Here is an 18,222-nt window from a genome sequence, read left to right as displayed (position 1 = left end):
GACATAGAATGGATAGAACACGATCCGAGCACGATTCGACATGTATATACGAGCAAATTGGACTAGTCATTTTACTCGATATTGGCTCTTTTCACCTGTCAATATTCAGCATAAGCTGGAACTACAGAGCGGTCAAGCGATCGATCGGCATCGAGGCAGTCGAATAGTGGAATGAGCATGCATAAAACATACATCGCTCCACCGCATACAAAGGAGAGAACGATTATGCGTAGAAAAGAATTTTCGATTCAGGAAGAACAGGAACTGGCGCAATTTTTGGAGGAAATGACATTTGGCTTTCTCGGGTTGGCGAGTGAAGATGGCTGGCCGCGTGTCGTGCCGCTTAATTTTGCCTATGGTAATGGCGTATTTTACGTACATGGCAGCCGTGCTGGTGAAAAGATGAAGCTGCTCCAAAAGAACACCCGTGTTACTTTTTCGGTAGCGCGTGAATATGCACTGTTGCCCTCGTATTTTACGGACGATGAGATGGCTTGTCCGGCAAGCGCGTATTTCAAAAGCGTCACCGTACGCGGTCATGCCGAGCTAGTTGAACAATTGGAGGAAAAAGCCGCAGGCTTTAGCTTGTTTATGCGCAAGCTGCAACCGGAAGGCGGATACGATCCAATCACTGTGGAAGACCCGCGCTATGTGCCCCAGCTTAAAGCGGTCGCTTTGATTAAAATCGTGCCGGAGGAATGGAGCGCCAAATTCAAGTTTGGGCAAAATGCGCGTGAACCGGAACGCCAGCGCGTTATGCAAGGGTTGGAACAGCGCGGATTGCCGGACGATCTGGAAACACTACGCATGATGGAAAAGTATTGCCCATACCATCGCGGCAGCGCAACATAAAGCGATTTGCTGTCAAAATGGAGCGTTAGCCACTTTACCTTGGCATTCGTTTACAGTTCGTTCACAGCTCTAGTGGCAAAATTCACCGACCGCACCGTGACACCTTCCCCTCAACAATGATATACTATGATGCAGCGAAATCAGGCGGAAGCTCTACCCATACTTCTCGTTCCGTTCGCCTGGTTATCATTTAAACAGACCCGGAAGGATGAACAAGATGAACCCACTGGCAGGACAATTGAATGATACCCTCAAAGCGGACAGCCCGTTTATTTATGACATGCTGTCCACGCTCGGCAAAGAAATGTATTTTCCAAAGGAAGGCATATTGAGCCAATCGGCAGAAGCAGCGAGCCAGGCGAAGAAATACAATGCGACTATTGGAATTGCAACCGAAAATGGCAAGCCGATGCATCTGAAGGTCATTCAGGACTCCTTATCCGCATTTCAGCCAAAAGACCTGTATCCTTATGCACCGCCGGCAGGCAAGCCGGAGCTGCGTAAAGCATGGCGGGAAAAGATGATCAAGGACAACCCATCCATGTCCGACAAAACGTTTGGTAATCCGATCGCAACCAATGCGCTCACACATGGACTGAGCATCGTTGCCGATCTGTTTGCGGACGCTGGTGATGCGATCATTTATCCGGACAAAAACTGGGAAAACTACGAGCTGACCTTTGGTGTACGTCGTGGTGCGGAGATCATCAACTATCCGCTTTTTACCGAAGATATGAAATTTAATAGTGACGGTTTGCGCGAAGCGCTGCTGGCACAACAACATAAAGGCAAAGCGATTGTCGTGCTCAACTTCCCGAACAATCCGACCGGCTATACGCCTAATGTAGAAGACGGACACCGCATTGCAGCAGCACTGAATGAAGCGGCATTGGCAGGCATCAATGTAGTCGTTGTGACCGATGATGCGTATTTTGGATTGTTTTTTGAAGATTCGATGCATGAATCGTTGTTTGGTGAGCTGGCAGGCTTGCACCCGCGCATTTTGCCGATCAAAATCGACGGTGCGACCAAAGAAGAATATGTATGGGGCTTCCGCGTCGGCTTTATTACGTACGGTGCACAAAGCAGTACCGCACTGCATGTGCTGGAGCAAAAAACGCTTGGCATTATTCGCTCCACCATTTCCAGCGGTGCGCATCCATCGCAAACATTCGTGCTAAATGCACTGCAATCACCGGAATTCGAGCTGCAAAAAGCGGAGAAATTCCAAATTATGAAAGGTCGTGCCAACAAAGTCAAACAGCTGCTCGACAGCGGCAAATACGGCGATGTATGGGCATACTATCCGTTTAACTCCGGTTACTTTATGTGTCTGAAGCTAAGCGATGTATCCGCTGAAGCGGTGCGTCAGCGTCTGCTAAGTCAATACGAAGTCGGTACGATCGCACTAGGCGAGCATGATCTGCGCGTCGCTTTCTCCTGTATTGAAGAAGCGTATTTGGAAGATTTGTATGATCTGATCTATCAAGCTGTGCTGGATGTAAAACAACGGTAATGTGATCCGCCACAATATTCTTGTTCATTTGAAATAAATAAGTATCCGCTAAAGGATGTGCCTGCTCCAAGGTACATCCTTTATTTGGCAAGCAGCGCTCATTTCTATTATCACTCCCCCATCCCACTCTTGCAAAAGGCATGTTCAAACACGAATACATGTAGTATGATGAATCTATAGACCTACATATTTTTCCCTATAGTTTCAGATAAATAGCATTATTATAGGTCATAAGATTCATATAAAGCTTATTTTAGCCGAATATTAATTCATTGGGGGTACAACAGCAATGTTTAAACAGACAAAACACAACTGGGCTGCACTCGTGCTAAGCGCTGCGCTCGTACTGCCGCTTGCCGGAATTGCACATCCGATCACGGTGCACGCTGCGAGTGACACACAGCATCATTGGGCACGCCAAGTGCTTAGCGAATGGCAAAATAAAGGCTTTATTGGCGGTTTTGCCGACGGTAGTCTCAAACCGGATCAAAGTGTAACCCGTTCGCAGCTCGCTGCACTGATCAACAAAGCATACGGATTTACGCGCATCGCACCGATTCAATATAAAGATGTGCAGACATCAGACTGGTATTATAACGATGTGGCAATTGCAAGCGCGCAAGGCTATATGGAAGGATACAAAGATTCTACTTTTCAGCCAGACCGTCAGGTGAGCCGCCAGGAACTGGCTGTTATTTTGACCACACTCAAAAAACTGAAGTCTTCAAGCTCTGCCAATACGATGTTTGACACTCAAAATAGCCCACAATGGAGCAAAGGTTCCATCGGTGCTGTACTGGACAGCGGCTTGATGAAAGGCGACGAAAAAGGCTTTCGCCCGCGCGATATTACGACACGCGCCGAAGCGGTAACCGTGCTCGATCGTTCGATGCAAGCAGGCTCAACCGCGTCCACCGTTTACAACTCGGCTGGTGTGTATGGCGCAGAAAGCGGATCGCAGCCGCTCAAAGGCAATGTGTATTTGAATGCAGCCGGCAGTACACTGCGTAATGTCACGATCGATGGCGATCTGATTCTTGGTGCAGGCATCGGTGAAGGCGATATATTGCTTCAGCATATTACGGTCAAAGGCACAACGATCGTCAATGGTGGCGGCAGTCATAGCATTCATATTAAAGACTCTACACTTTCCACTATGATCGTAAATAAAGCAAATGGCACCGTTCGTATCGTTTCGTCCGGCTCGACCAGCATTCAGCAGTCCACTTTACAAAGTGGTGCGATATTGGAAGAACAAACACCGACCGCTGCCGGTTTTCAAAATGTAACGCTCGCTTCCCAGCTTCCAACGAGTTCAACCGTCAGCTTAAAAGGAAATTATGATGCTATTGATGTCAATTCGTCAGGCGCAACGCTACAAATGGATAGCGGCTCTATCGATCAGCTTGCTGTCACTACCGGTACGACCAACAATCGAATTGCACTTACATCTTCATCGTCGATCAATGTGCTTACCGTTAATGCGCCGACTACAGTAAATGGAAGCGGCATTATCAATCGCGCCATCATTCAATCATCTGGCGTAACGATTACACCGAAGGTCACGCAAAAAACGTTAAGCAGTGGCATAACCGCTACGATCGAAGGTTATATCGTCGGCTCATCACAAGCGGAGACGACCGTCAAAAAGAACGATCCAACATATACGTACACGCAGCCGATAACATCACAACCTGTAACGAATCAGCCGGATACGGTGCAAGCGGCAACCTATCAGCTTGGCGTAAGCAATGGTCAAGCGATTTTGCCGGACAATGTTAATTATGCCGGTCTAAATGAGAGCGATATGAAGATCACCGTTACATTAGACGGTCAGCCTGCCCCTTATTTGTTACAGTCACTGCGTTTTAACGCTGGACAGCGGATGATTGAGTTTACGCCATTAATTACCAAGCTGTCCAACTATGGCAAAACGGTACAGATTATCGTCGAGCCATCTGGTGCTACATCATTGCTTAAAGATCGTTACACCGGCAGCTTCCGTCTGACCGGAGCGTATGGGCAAATTACCGATCAAGCAGGCAACCCGATACCGAATATGCAAATCTCATTCCGCCAAGGAACCGATGTGAAAACAGGCCCGATCATGCTCACGACGGATACCGACGGAAATGGATTTTATTATGCCGATTTGCCACCCGGTGCCTATACAGGCGAGCTGCAACAAGACGGCTATTTGATCACTTATATGAACACGCCTGTGCTGACAAGCGAATATGTACAGACCGATGGAATTGCGCTTGCTACAGCCGAGCAAGATCAAATTCGTATCGTGCTGTCATGGTCTTCACTTCCGCAAGATTTGGATGCCCATTTGTATGGCCCAACAGCGAACGGCTTTCGTTTCCATATTTCTCCGTATGACCAAGCACGCTATTCCTATCGTGGAGACGTGTATGCTTCGATCAATACAGACGAGATGGATGGCTATGGCCCTGAAGTGATTACGATTAACAAGCGCTTGGATGGAAAGTATATGTATTATGTCAAAAACTTTGATAGAACTAGCCCTGGCACATTAGGAACATCTTCCGCCAATGTACAAGTGTATATCGGTAAGGCTACTGCACCTGCCAAGTCGTATACGATTACACCAACAAGCGGTAATGCACAGTTTTGGCGTGTATTTGATATGGTGGTCGAGAACGGTAACCTTCAATTTCTCGATTACAACAGCGTATCGACAATGGAACCACAATATGACACCTTCGGAACGATCGATGATGAAAATGAACTGGAACAGCGATTACAAGCTCAAGCAGATCGTTTGCCGGCAAATTTGAGCTTGCCGTACACGACCGATGTAAACGAAACGATCCAACTCATTACCGATCACAACAGCGATCTATCCGTCACCCAAGCTGTAAATACGATTTCGTTGATACCTTCCAGCTTGGGAATGACGGTAACTGCCGATGCCTACTTGAAAGCTTCTGCACAGGCGGACAATATTGTATTATTGCATTACAATGACAGCAACGTACCGTTAACCTTTAAAGTAAGCGTGAATTTGGGGCTTGGGAATTTGAAAGAGAGCCATGATGTGCTCATCCATGTGCCTACGCTAGATCAATGGTTAAGCGACGCCGCATTGGCAGCACAGCAGCTCATTTCAGCAAACAGCAATGCGGACACAAGCGCACTTCAGACAGCCGTTGCCCAGCAGCAAGCAGTGCCAAGCAATGCGACAACAAACGACAAAATCGCGGTATTGGAGCAATTGAAAACTGCGCTTGCTAGCTGGTAAACTAACTTAAGCTTATCGTCCAAACAGACGGCTTCATGTCCTGTTTGGACGATAACGACTAAGCACCCATACGATAAACGAATGAACGAACAAAAGCCGTCTCTGATCATAAGAGACGGCTTTTGCTATCGTTTGTCGGTAATTGAGACAGCATACTGACGCAGGACTATGTGTACATTACTATGATAGTCTATCTGCAGCCGGTTGATCGTCGTTTATCCACTGGCTCATTCATAATGTATGTGATTAGACTTATAAGGTAACTGTCTTCCGCAAACGAACACTGTACCACATCCAGCACCCGCTTTATTACGCCAAATACGCTTCCCGCACCTGATCATTACGCAGCAACTCTGCCGCCGCATCTTGTAGTGTAATCTCGCCCGTCTGAATCACATACCCACGGTGGGCGATTTGTAGCGCCTGATACGCATTTTGCTCCACTAATAAGATCGTCATTCCGGTCGCATTCAGCTCCTGAATAATCTCGAAAATTTGATCGACGATGACCGGTGCCAATCCCATCGAAGGCTCATCGAGCAGCAAAATTTTCGGCCCCATCATTAGCCCGCGCGCAATCGCCAGCATTTGCTGTTCGCCGCCGCTCATCGTCCCGCCCACTTGATGATACCGTTCCTTTAGCCGTGGAAAATAGGCAAATGCCTTTTCCGTCCGCTCTTTAATGACCGCCTTGCTTTTCACCGAAAAGGCACCCATCTCCAAATTTTCCTTTACCGTCAAACGTGCGAAAATACGCCGTCCTTCCGGTACATGCGCAATACCGCCCAGCGCGGTCAAATGCGGGGGCTGGGCGGTAATGTTCGTACCGTTAAACCAGATTTCACCCTTCATCTTCACCTGTCCACAGATCGATTTGAGTGTGGTCGATTTACCTGCGCCGTTGGAGCCGATTAACGTAACGATCTCGCCCTCGTTCACTTCGATATCGATCCCGCGTAGCGCTTGAATCGCCCCATAGTACGCTTCCACCCGTTTAAGCTGCAATAGACTCATTCCGCGATCACCCCTTCTTCGACCGCGCTTTTGCCAAGATACGCCTCGATTACTTTCGGATTCGTACGAATATCGTGTGGCTCGCCTTCGGCAATTTTGACGCCATGATCCAACACCAGAATATGATGGGACAGCTCCATCACAAGCTTCATATCATGCTCGATCAAAATAATCGAAATGTTCAGCTCGTTTTGAATACGGCGAATCAAGCCGGTCAGATCGACGGTTTCGCGCGGATTCATCCCGGCAGCCGGCTCATCTAGCAGCAGCACTTTGGGTTTTGCCGCCAGTGCGCGGGCAATTTCAAGGCGTCGCTGCGCACCGTAGGATAGACTGCTCGCTTCGGCGTTGTACCATTCCGCCAGCCCGACATATTCCAGCAACCGATACGCCTCACGCTGGGAATATTGTTCCTCATGGCGCACACGCGGCAAATTAAGCAATGTGCCGACTACGCCTGTTTTCAAATGAATATGCATGCCGACCTGTACATTTTCAAGCACGGTCATACTGCCAAACAAACGAATATTTTGAAATGTACGCGCAATGCCTTTGCCGGTAATCCGATCCGGTTTCACATTAACGATCGATTCGCCATCCAGTTCAATCGTGCCTGCATCCGGAACATAAATGCCTGTAATCATATTAAAAAAGGTCGTTTTCCCAGCTCCATTTGGCCCGATTACCGCCGAAATCTGTCCACGCGGAAATTCAAAGTCAACACCGCTGACAGCGGTTAATCCGCCAAAACGCTTCGTTAACTGGCTCACCTTCAAAATGCTCATCGCTTCATCCCCTTTATGCCGTATGCCGTTAACGATACGTGCCCGGTTCCCTTGATTCCGGTACCGGAACGACTACACCCGGTGTGTAGCGTGCCAATATCGTTCCGGTCAGATGCACATAACCGGACTTCCATACTTGTTTATTCTGAACGAACTTTATGCAGTGCAGCAACAGGTTTAGCAGGGGAGCTTTCATCATCGGTAACAGCCTCCTTCGGTAGTTTGCGATTTTTGGCGGCAATCAGTCCGTGCGGTCGGAAGATCGCTACTAGAATAAGGATCATCCCAAAAATAAACCGCTGCATTTTGGACGGCGACAATGCAGTCGGTACATTAATAATGCCCTGCATCGACAATTGATTGAGCCAATTCGTAATCTCGGTCAACACTTGCAAATTAAGAATCGTGACGAGACTAGCGCCGAGAATCACGCCAGGTACACTGCCCATCCCACCGAGCACAACCATAACGAGAATCGTGGTCGACTCGATTAGCGTAAAACTCGTCGGATCGATAAAGGTTTGTTTTGCCGCAAATACAACGCCCATCATACCGGAAAACGAAGCACCGATCGCAAATGCAATCAACTTCGTGCGAATGAGCGGTACACCCATCGATTGAGCGGCAATTTCATTTTCGCGTACCGCTTTCCAAGAACGCCCCAAACGTGAATGCTCCAACCGCCTGACCGCAAAAATGACCACTAACAAAATGGCAATGACGATAAAATAAAACTGATGCGGAAACGTAAAATCATAACCGAACAAATCCGGCGGCTGAATCGACGACAGCCCCATCGCCCCGTTCGTAATATTGATCGGCTTCTCCAAATTGTTAAAAATGATCCGAATAATCTCTCCAAAGCCAAGCGTCACAATCGCTAAATAATCGCCTTTCACCCGCAGCACTGGCAAACCAAGCAAAATGCCGAAAATGCCTGCTATAAAGCCACCTAACAAAATAAAAATCCAAAACGTCCCGCCGGAGAGCGGAAACAGATTACCGGATATAAAATTGTTCGCCTGCCCGGTTGCAAAAATGCCGTACGTATACGCGCCGACCGCAAAAAAAGCGATAAAGCCCATATCGAGCAAACCGGCAAACCCGACGACGATATTTAGCCCTAGCGCCATCGCCACATAAATGCCACACTGTGTAGCCACTTCCATGTACGATTCATACGATGTTCCACCTGAAGTCGCAAACGGAATGACGACGATAAGCAACACAAGCGCAATAATCCATTTGATCCCGTTCGTAAACGATGTGTAATACAGCAACAAGAGCGACGCCAGCAGCAGCAGAAAGGCGGTCACCGAGCGATCCATCGAATAGACGGCACCCGCCGTCACGAGCGTAAACACAAGCAACAACAGCGCCTGTGCCAGCTTATTTTCGCGCAGCGCAACCCGCAGATTGGCAAGTTTCCCCATGACGCTCACCTACACTTTCTCTTTGACGGCTTTACCGAACAAGCCCTCTGGTTTGAAAATCAATACAATGATCAAAATTGCAAAGGCGAACACATCTTTATATTCCGCTCCAAAGTTGCCTCCGGTCATAATGCCAAGATTCGCGGACGCAAACATTTCCAGCACCCCGATCACGACACCGCCAAACATCGCGCCACGAATATTGCCGATCCCGCCCAACACGGCAGCCGTAAATGCCTTTAATCCCAAAATAAAGCCGATATACGGATCGATCGTGCCATATTGCTGGGCAAACAATACGCCGGTGGAACCACCCAGTGCCGACCCGATAAAAAAGGTTAATAAAATCACCTTATTCACATTAATCGACATCAGCGCAGCCGTGTCACGATCTTGCGCCACCGCACGCATCGCACCGCCCCATTTGGTTCGATTGACGAAAATGTCCAATCCGACCATCAAAACGATCGCCACGATAAAAATAAATACCGTGTTCGTTTTCACCGTCGCATTGCCAAACGCAGCCGACATCGAGGAAAAGTCAATCTTAAAGCGCCCTTCAAACAACTGCGGTACGCTCACGATATAGTTGCCTGTTTTCAGCTCAGCGATAAAACGCACCAAATCTTGCAACACAAATGAAACACCAAACGCGGAAATGAGTGAAATTAGCTTAGGCGCTTTGCGCAGCGGCCGATACGCTACCCGCTCAATCCCGACACCAAGCGCACCGGTCACCATCATCGCCACAAACAAAATGAGCACATACGATATCCAAGGCGGCAAACCGCCGGTTATACCCATCCCTTGAAACAAAAACAGTACCGCCGTCCCTACAAAGGCGCCTGTCATAAAAATCTCACCATGCGCAAAGTTGATCAGTTCCAAAATGCCGTATACCATCGTATAGCCGAGCGCGACGACCGCATAAATCGCACCTAGTGCCAGACCATCGATCAGCACCTGCGGCAATGTTTGTAAAACGGTTGCGAACATGAACGTCCCCCTTCCTTTTCGTTAAGCAATATAGCAAGAGCCAAAAAGTATGGCGTCGACCTGCACATACCTTTTGGCTATATGCTAACTTCCCGTCATTATTGGCTTACTTCGGAAACAAGCTCACCTGGATAGGTGTCACTTGTAAATTTATAAATGTATACTTTCGCAAACGAGTTATCGCCTTTGTCGTTGAACGTTACTTCAGTGGCAATCCCTTTGAAATCTTTCGTTGCACGTACGTCATTACATACCTGTTCACGAGTAGGCATCGCACCATTGTCGCTTTCGATCGCTTTTTTGATCGCATTCAGCATCACTGACATTGAATCGTATGCATACGCGGAATAGCCTTCCGGCGATTTGCCAAATTCCTTCTGATAACGAGCTGCCCATTCCGGGCCACCTTTCATTTTGGCAATTTCGCCTGCTACCGAGCTGTACAGTGCACCTTTCACATCCGCCCCTGCCACTTCGACAAGACCGGAAGAATCAAGCGCATCGCCGCCCATAATCGGAGCGGTAATGCCTTTATCACGAGCCTGCTTAATAATAAGACCGCCCTCCGCATACAGACCGCCGAAGAAGATAAAGTCCGGATTTTGGGTAGCCGCAATATTCAGCACACCGTTAAAGTCTTTCTCGCCAACGGTAATGCCTTCATAACCTACGATCGTAGCGCCAAGCTCTTTCGCTTTGTCACGGAACGCTTCGGCAAGACCTTGACCGTATGATGTTTTATCTTGAATAACGAAAATCTTTTTGGCACCGACCGTTTTGACTGCATAGTTTGCTGCCGCAGGACCTTGGAAGTCATCGCGTGCGACAACACGGTTCACAACTTTTAGATTGCGATCGGTAAGCTCGGTCGCCGTGCTTGCTGGAGAGATCATCGGGATGTTGTATTTTTCGTATACGACCGAAGCTGGAATGGAGACGCCGGAATTCAAGTGACCGATAACGCCGAGTATCGCTTGGTCGGCACCGATTTGCTCTGCGTTGGCAACGCCTTTTTTCGGATCGCCTTGATCATCGTATGGCACCAGTTCAAGCGAATAGCCCAATTTTCCAAATTCTTCCTTATGATCTTCCAATGACATCTGCGCACCCAAGCGAATCGCTTCACCTTGAATGGAGCTGCCACCAGATAATGGAGATTGCGTAGCGATCTTAATGATTTTGCCACCACTGCCACTATCTCCACCAGAAGCGCCCGATGTTGTCGTCCCGCTATTGCCGCAACCAGCAAGCAAGCCGATCAGTAATGTTGCTGCCACCAAACCAGTCCATTTTCTCCCCATCTTTGTAAATCCCCCTCTTTAATGTTAAGTTAATTCACAATAATTGATACGATAACTGATTCACAGTATACATACAAACTATACATCCGGCAATGAAGAATTTTAACTTTTATATCCATAAAAATTGAATTAATTAGGAGGAAAAGTATTAGAAAGCCGAACTTTATAGTTTGAATATGATTAAAGATTCGTTTTTACATCTGTTTTTTATACATTCGGCAACTATTTATGCATTTTTGTGTGATGTTAGTTTTATGTATATATAGGTTTACGTAGTTTTCTGTAGGTGTCCATTTAGAATTTTACCTTCATTTAATGTCATATTATATAACATATTAATTTCAATATTTTTATCAATCTAATAAAAAAAATTTATAGTCATAAAATGAACCGATATTGCGCTAGTTCGCAGCCTACGAGTTTGCGTACACGTCCTAAAGCGTCTACACTACGATTTTTATGCTCACAATAAATATTTAAATTAACTAATTAACTAAACTACAAAATTAGGTATAATGGTTAGAAGTGACTGCTTATATACGCATTACCAAACTACACAAAAGGGGAGCAATACAATGAAATTCAATATGCGTAAACAAGGATTAAAAATAACCGTAGCGTTCGCGCTGATGGCGGGAAGTATCGTTACCGTACAGCCGCTATCTGTCCTACCGACCGCTCTTGCGGCAGGAGTGTCGCTAACACAGCAACAACTACAATTCCAAAAGCAAATGTACAACGGCTTGACTGCACGTAAAGCGAGCTTTCAAGTCACTTATGCAGGCAATTCGGATGAACTTGATCAAAATATCGAATTGGCATTTGACGATGCAAACTTGCAAGACCCGTATACCATTAACACGGTTGTGAATTACTCCTGGCAAGTGGAAAGCGACGGCATAACCTCTACGGCAACAATGGATGTAACATACCGTGAAAGTGCCGCACAAAGCGCTTACGTGCATAAACAAGTAGCAGCAGCACTCAAAAAGATTATTAAACCCGGCATGAATGACCATTTAAAAGTCAAAGCGATCCATGACTGGGTTGTGACCAAATTGAAATATGATGAGACAGAGAAAAAGTTTACCGCTTATGAAGGACTCAAAACAGGCAGCACCGTCTGTCAAGGTTATGCAATGCTTATGTATGATATGCTAAAACAAGCTGGATTCGAAGCGAATATCGTCGCCGGCTATGTCAATGATACGGAAGATCATGCCTGGAATATGGTGAAACTGGACGGCAAATGGTATCAAATCGATCCAACTTGGGATGATCCAACACCAGATGGTGGCAAAAAATTTTCAACCGACTATTATCTGCTCACTAACGCCCAATTGAAACAAGACCATGAATGGAAAGCCGATGATTATCCAAAAGCGGTCACTTCTTATGACAAAACATTGGACGCATTAGTGACAAAAGGGGTCAAAGGAGCCAAAGAGTTGCGTAACTCGCTAGAGGGAGATTCAGAGGGATAACATAAACGATCATCTGTCTATTGCGATTATGCGATTATGCGATTATGCGATTATGCGATTATGCGATTATGCGATTATGCGATTATGCGATTATGCGATTATAAAAAAGTTTAATTCGTTTACCGCTGATAGGAAAGCTTAACGTTTCGCTTATGACAGCTTGCAAATTAGCGCTATAAGCACATCACAGCGATTAATCACAAACAGCCTTCATGCCGACCGATTCGGCACGAAGGCTGTTTGTGATTATATAAAAAGCACCTGCTAAACTAGACCGTGTACGCCAACTTGGCATGTTGGAGCAACCACCACTGCGGTACGGAATAAGGGGACGAACTCCCGCCTCGTACAGCAATCTACAGTAGAGTTCTGTGTTTGAAAATCGCCAACACTGAAGTCCGTCCTTTCCCCTTATTTCCTTACCTTCATTCCGTGCATCTCGCATCCTACAAGTTTGCCTACACGCCCTAGTAGCTTGACCAAGTTAAATGCAGTGTCTGCTTCACTCCATCTTCGAAAGATACACTGGAATCGTAGCAGGAGAACAGTGCTGCTCTGCAATAGCAAACTACTTATTTAACGCGGTCAGCCTACTAGTAGCTTGTCTCAAATACATTTACAGTTTATCGATCTAACCATTGCTTGATGATGAATCGGTTAAGGTACGTTCAAACACAATTTCCATTTGAGACATACTACTAGCTGCTATACATCGACAATGATGATACAGACGGGCAACATACCCGATTTTGTCACTCTCCATCTGCATGCTGCACGATATATTACTCTATAACACTATTAGCTCATCTAGCTCATCGCTGCAAATGTATGTTCCAGCGCCTTTTCAATCGGCATATGTGCATACCCAAGATCACGTGCTACCGCCGCATAAGTCATCGCTCCGGCAGCTGTATTCACACCTAGCTTAAGCGCATCGCTTCGCTCCAATGCTGCACGCAAACCTAAATTTGCGATCAATGATACATAGGGCATCGTCGCATTGGTCAGCGCTAATGTCGATGTTTTGGGCACAGCGCCAGGCATATTCGCTACCGCATAATGCACAACACCATGCTTTTCATACGTTGGATCATTGTGCGTCGTAATGCGATCGACCGTTTCGACGATGCCACCCTGATCGATTGCAACGTCCACGATTACAGAGTGCGCTTCCATCTGTTTGACCATCTGCTCCGTGACAAGCTTTGGCGCTTTTGCCCCTGGAATGAGCACCGCCCCGATGACCAAATCAGATGCTGCCACCGCTTCCGCAATATTGTACGGATTGGACATAAGCGTCTGTACCGCAGAACCGAATATATCGTCCAACTGACGCAGCCGATCCGGGCTAAGATCGATAATCGTTACCTCTGCGCCCATACCAGCCGCGATTTTAGCCGCATTTGTACCGACGACCCCGCCGCCGATAATCGTTACTTTTGCTTTTTTCACACCCGGTACACCGCTTAACAACACGCCTTTGCCACCATGCGGACGCTCCAGAAATTGAGCGCCAATCTGCACTGCCATTCGTCCAGCCACTTCACTCATCGGTGTGAGCAGTGGCAATGTGCGATTCACCTCTACTGTCTCATAAGCGATGCCGATCACCTTTTTGTCCAGCAATGCAGCAGCAAGCTCCGGTGCTGCCGCCAGATGAAGGTAGGTAAACAGAATTAAGCCTGGGCGGAAATAACGATACTCGGACGGCAGCGGCTCTTTAACTTTAAGAATCATGTCCGCAGTCGACCATACGTCTGCCGCTGCCGCCAACATTGTCGCCCCGGTGCCTGCATACGATTCATCGCTAAACCCGCTCCCTGTGCCTGCGCCGCTCTCCACATACACTTCGTGTCCGGCAGCGGTTAGCGTAGCTACACCTGCTGGCGTAATCGCTACCCGGTTTTCATTGTTTTTAATTTCCTTTGGGACTCCAATTCTCATATTATTTCCTCCTTCAGTAGGCGAATCTGCTTTGTACACTTAGTATAAAATAGTCCAAATACGATGTAATCGTCAGTTTGCCCAAATTTGAACGTTTTGAATTGTTTAAAAACACAAAAGACCCTTAATCATGTAATATAAATTAACACGAATAAGAGTCTTATTAGACGATGAAGTGAAGATTATGATTTGGAAGTGTTAACTACTATTGCATCTATACTGTACTTACCCTTAAAAAGCTAACATTTATCAGCAAGTTAGACGCCATCCTATTATACAATACTGACACCTACAGCTCATCTACAAGCAACAGTCACATCTAAAGCGAAGACGTTGACTAACGCAACTGCAAAATCTACTTTACGCGATTCCAGCTCAACTCCCGCCCTCAAACCAAAGCAGCTTTAACTCCAAATACAGCGTCACCTTTTCCGCCATACTAGTCAGGTCAATACCACCAACTTCAGCAATACGGCGCAACCGGTAATTAAGCGTATTGCTATGCACATGCAAATGGGTCGCCGCACGCTTCGTGTCGCTATCCAAATCGAGAAATACCGCCAGCGTTTGCAGCAGATTGCTGTTATGCTCCTGATCATATGCTGCCAATCGATCAAGCGGTCCCCATATGACCGGAAACTGTTCAGCTTCACGGTGCATTGCGGGCAAATAACGATAAAAGCCTGCTTCCGGATAATAGTAGATGGAACGCGTCTCTGGCAATTGACGGTGCAGCAGCACCAGTTCACGCGCTTGACGGTAGCTGCGCTGAATATGCAGCGCCGAGCCAACCTGTTCGCCAGCAGCGATATACAGCTCCGCTTGCTCTGGTAGCAGCGCACGGGCACGAATGATGATCGAGCGAATCAGCGCCGCCGCATCGACATGTTGCGTATTAACTGCGGTCGCACCAAAGCCACATAACAGCACTAGACGTCCCGGCTCCTGCATATGCAGTGGAACACGAACCGCATATTCGCTCGCTGCCTGTACGATTCGCTCGCACCAACCGCTCAGTTCAGGTTGATGATCATGTTCCAGCAGCAGCACATAATGATACGACGCCAGCTCGATCCCGCTTTCGCGCGCTTGTTGGGCGGCTTCCTGTTCCGACTGAAATCGTCCACCTAACAGACGGCGCAGCAAATCGATATGCTGCTGACGGCGTTGCTGTTGCATCATAAGCCCGGCAGCGATCCGTGCGCCCTGGCGAAATTGTTCCACTTGTTCATCCGTATAAGAGCCGTCATATTCCAACAGCCAAATATAGCCGACAACCTCATCATAATGACGCACCGAAATCGCCATCCGTCTGCTTAAGCCAACCTCGCTCAATTGTTCGATATGCTGCGGCTCGGCGCTGTCTTGCAATCGTTGCATCGCGCCCGATTCATATAGTGCGCGCTGCACATGCTCAGGTACACGCCGTCCGATAATGGTAGCGATACGTGCTGGATCAGTGTTCGGATCATGCATGCTGTAAGCGAGCAGTCGATGCGCTTCATCTTCGATCGTGACCGGGCTACCCATCACTTCGCTGATCAGTTCCGCCAGCGTTTGCAGACTGTCCACTTCGCGCTCATTGATTTCCATCATAATTATCCCTCGCTCACCGCTGTATCCGTTCATCCACTACTCATTTATTCAAATTGTTCTTCCAATTGCAGCTCGCGCAACCATTTACGATTGAGTGAAGCACGCTGAAGCCAGACGATAAGCAGCCCTACAATTAGCGTACCGACAAGCCGCACCAAGTCGCCTGTCAACACAAATGGCAGCCATAACACGACAGCGACGACAAGCTGTACTAGCGTGATCAGCCGAATCGTTTCCAGACGGCGCGCGGCAGGTGGAAGCGGATAAATCGACAGCCACAACGTATCGGTATGCTGTTTGCGCAACATCGTCATCTGCATGCCCGCCAAAATAATAAACAGCAAATAGACCGCAATCCCAAACCATGACTCACGCGCTAGCAGCACCAAAATCACACCAAATACAACAAACCGGCTCAATGTCGGTAACAGCTCTGTCCGTATAAACGTGCGCACGAGCAAAAAGCGAAATGCTTGCTCCTGCTGCCACGGCAACTTCCGTCCGATAAAAGATAGCCAGCGCCGATGATTGACTTTACGCTCACCAGTCGGTACATCAACAAACCAGCCAAGCATGCGCATTACGGCGGCAGCATGATTTTTCTCCGCCGCGATCAATCGCTCCCACGGCACCGCCACTTTGCCCGGCAATTGCAAGCAGACGACATAGACCGCCGCACCGATAAGCAATGTAATGAGCGCCAAGCCTAGCGGCAACCATAATAGTGCCGCCAGCAGCCCGATGATCGCTACATAACGCAGCAGACGATACAACACTCGTGCCCGCTGCCCTTCCATGCGCAGCTCCTGCCAACTGCCATAATTACTAATCGCTTTGAGCAGCAATACAGCTACAATCAGCACGAGCAGCGGCTTGGGATCAAGCGCAGCACGCCCATAAAACGGCGACGCCACAATGATAAGCAACACCAACCAGAACGATTTGCCCACCATCCCACCGCGCCAGGCAGCAGTAAAATAATGCCTCATCTGCGTTTCCATCGGCAGCATAAACACGACATCAGCAGGTCGCATATACGTACGCACCGAGCCATATGCAGTCAGCGGTGTGAGCAAAACGAGCATAATCCAGTACACCGGCAAGCCTGCCGGCATATTTTGCACAAACGTTGTATACCAGGCGGCAAAGGCAATGAGCAGAAAAAACGTCAATACCGCCACACCGCTCTGAATAATGTACTGCATATACGGCAGTATTTGTCCCCAAAATTCACCGCGACGCTTCTGCCGCAGAACTGCCAAATTAATCATTGCTTACCGTCCATGTAGAGTCCTGAACGAGATCGTAAAAAATCTGTTCCAGTGGTATCCCCTGCTGACCCGTCTGCTCACGAATCTGCTCCAATGTGCCCTGCACGATAATCCGTCCACGATGTAGCACGATAAAACGATCACAATAATTTTCAATCGTCGATAAAATATGCGAGCTAAGCAAGATCGATGAACCGCCCTGCTTCGTTTCCACCATAAAATCAAGCAATGACCGAATGCCTAGCGGGTCAAGACCGAGAAAAGGCTCGTCGATAATGTAAAGCGGCGGTGCCGCCACGAACGCGCACATAATCATCACTTTCTGCTTCATGCCTTTGGACAGATGCATCGACAAGCTGTCTTCTTTTTCACGCATATTAAACAGATCGATCAATTGGGATGCACGGCGTTCATAATCGGCTCGTTCCACCCCATACGCACGAGCGGTAAATTCCAGATGTTCCCGCACAGTCATTTCTTCATACAATTGCGGCGATTCCGGTACAAATGCTAATGAGGAGCGGTATTGTGACGCATCATTGCGCAGCGTCGCTCCCGCAATCTGCACCTCACCGCCCTGCGGGGTCATCAGACCGAGAATATGTTTCATCGTGGTGCTTTTGCCTGCTCCGTTCAGCCCGATCAACCCGATCATCTCGCCTTTGCCCACTTGAAAGCTAATATCATGCAGGACAGGCTTGCCAAGACTGTAGCCGCCGGTCAGACGATCCACCTGAAGTACAGGTACCTGTTCCATCGTTA

At 47.8% G+C, this 18,222-nt stretch carries 14 protein-coding genes; 4 read left to right on the top strand and 10 right to left on the bottom strand.

Features of this window, described 5'->3' with window-relative positions:
- Window positions 1-225: 225 nt before the first annotated feature.
- From U1I11_RS14585 to U1I11_RS14575, 3 genes are all read left to right on the top strand, one after another.
- The gene (locus U1I11_RS14585; protein ID WP_322906857.1) at window positions 226-852 is read left to right on the top strand and encodes a pyridoxamine 5'-phosphate oxidase family protein; all 627 of its coding nucleotides are present in this window, start codon (window positions 226-228) and stop codon (window positions 850-852) included.
- 217 nt (window positions 853-1,069) lie between these two features.
- On the top strand, window positions 1,070-2,368 hold the full coding sequence (locus U1I11_RS14580) for an aminotransferase class I/II-fold pyridoxal phosphate-dependent enzyme (protein ID WP_322906856.1): 1,299 nt from the start codon (window positions 1,070-1,072) through the stop codon (window positions 2,366-2,368).
- A gap of 289 nt (window positions 2,369-2,657) precedes the next feature.
- Complete coding sequence (locus U1I11_RS14575; RefSeq protein ID WP_322906855.1) at window positions 2,658-5,636, top strand: S-layer homology domain-containing protein; 2,979 nt, start codon at window positions 2,658-2,660, stop codon at window positions 5,634-5,636.
- A gap of 309 nt (window positions 5,637-5,945) precedes the next feature.
- Here U1I11_RS14575 and U1I11_RS14570 read toward each other — a convergent pair whose 3' ends face one another.
- The 6 genes from U1I11_RS14570 to U1I11_RS14545 all read right to left on the bottom strand — a co-directional run bounded on the left by U1I11_RS14570 (window position 5,946) and on the right by U1I11_RS14545 (window position 11,165).
- Window positions 5,946-6,650, bottom strand: coding sequence for an ABC transporter ATP-binding protein (locus U1I11_RS14570; RefSeq protein ID WP_322906854.1), 705 nt, complete (start codon window positions 6,648-6,650; stop codon window positions 5,946-5,948).
- Window positions 6,647-7,435, bottom strand: coding sequence for an ABC transporter ATP-binding protein (locus tag U1I11_RS14565; RefSeq protein ID WP_322906853.1), 789 nt, complete (start codon window positions 7,433-7,435; stop codon window positions 6,647-6,649). Before U1I11_RS14565 ends, U1I11_RS14570 begins: the two co-directional genes overlap by 4 nt.
- 28 nt (window positions 7,436-7,463) lie before the next feature.
- Window positions 7,464-7,634: a hypothetical protein gene (locus tag U1I11_RS14560; RefSeq protein ID WP_322906852.1), complete on the bottom strand. Its 171-nt coding sequence runs from the start codon at window positions 7,632-7,634 to the stop codon at window positions 7,464-7,466.
- Window positions 7,576-8,868, bottom strand: a complete 1,293-nt coding sequence (locus U1I11_RS14555) for a branched-chain amino acid ABC transporter permease (RefSeq protein WP_322906851.1) — start codon at window positions 8,866-8,868, stop codon at window positions 7,576-7,578. The genes U1I11_RS14560 and U1I11_RS14555 overlap by 59 nt, the downstream gene beginning before the upstream one ends.
- Window positions 8,869-8,877: 9 nt before the next feature.
- Window positions 8,878-9,864, bottom strand: a complete 987-nt coding sequence (locus U1I11_RS14550; protein WP_322906850.1) for a branched-chain amino acid ABC transporter permease — start codon at window positions 9,862-9,864, stop codon at window positions 8,878-8,880.
- Between the two features lie 98 nt (window positions 9,865-9,962).
- On the bottom strand, window positions 9,963-11,165 hold the full coding sequence (locus U1I11_RS14545) for a branched-chain amino acid ABC transporter substrate-binding protein (RefSeq protein WP_322906849.1): 1,203 nt from the start codon (window positions 11,163-11,165) through the stop codon (window positions 9,963-9,965).
- A 575-nt stretch (window positions 11,166-11,740) separates the two neighbouring features.
- On the opposite strand from U1I11_RS14545, the gene U1I11_RS14540 reads away from it, so the two are divergent.
- Complete coding sequence (locus tag U1I11_RS14540) at window positions 11,741-12,649, top strand: transglutaminase domain-containing protein (RefSeq protein ID WP_322906848.1); 909 nt, start codon at window positions 11,741-11,743, stop codon at window positions 12,647-12,649.
- Window positions 12,650-13,456: 807 nt separating this feature from the next.
- On the opposite strand, the gene ald is transcribed toward U1I11_RS14540, so the two are convergent.
- From ald to U1I11_RS14520, 4 genes are all read right to left on the bottom strand, one after another.
- Entirely contained in the window at window positions 13,457-14,593 is a 1,137-nt protein-coding gene (gene ald / locus U1I11_RS14535) for an alanine dehydrogenase (RefSeq protein WP_322906847.1), read from the bottom strand.
- 375 nt (window positions 14,594-14,968) lie between these two features.
- Entirely contained in the window at window positions 14,969-16,189 is a 1,221-nt protein-coding gene (locus U1I11_RS14530) for a PucR family transcriptional regulator (protein WP_322906846.1), read from the bottom strand.
- A gap of 44 nt (window positions 16,190-16,233) precedes the next feature.
- Window positions 16,234-17,460: an ABC transporter permease gene (locus U1I11_RS14525; RefSeq protein ID WP_322906845.1), complete on the bottom strand. Its 1,227-nt coding sequence runs from the start codon at window positions 17,458-17,460 to the stop codon at window positions 16,234-16,236.
- The gene (locus U1I11_RS14520) at window positions 17,453-18,217 is read right to left on the bottom strand and encodes an ABC transporter ATP-binding protein (protein ID WP_322906844.1); all 765 of its coding nucleotides are present in this window, start codon (window positions 18,215-18,217) and stop codon (window positions 17,453-17,455) included. The genes U1I11_RS14525 and U1I11_RS14520 overlap by 8 nt, the downstream gene beginning before the upstream one ends.
- Between the last annotated feature and the right edge of the window lie 5 nt (window positions 18,218-18,222).

Origin of the sequence: Paenibacillus campi, assembly GCF_034659835.1 — a bacterium.
In the GTDB taxonomy this organism is placed as follows: domain Bacteria; phylum Bacillota; class Bacilli; order Paenibacillales; family Paenibacillaceae; genus Saccharibacillus; species Saccharibacillus campi.
The sequence above is the reverse complement of the archived record's forward strand: the minus strand, read 5'-3'. Positions and strand labels throughout refer to the sequence as shown.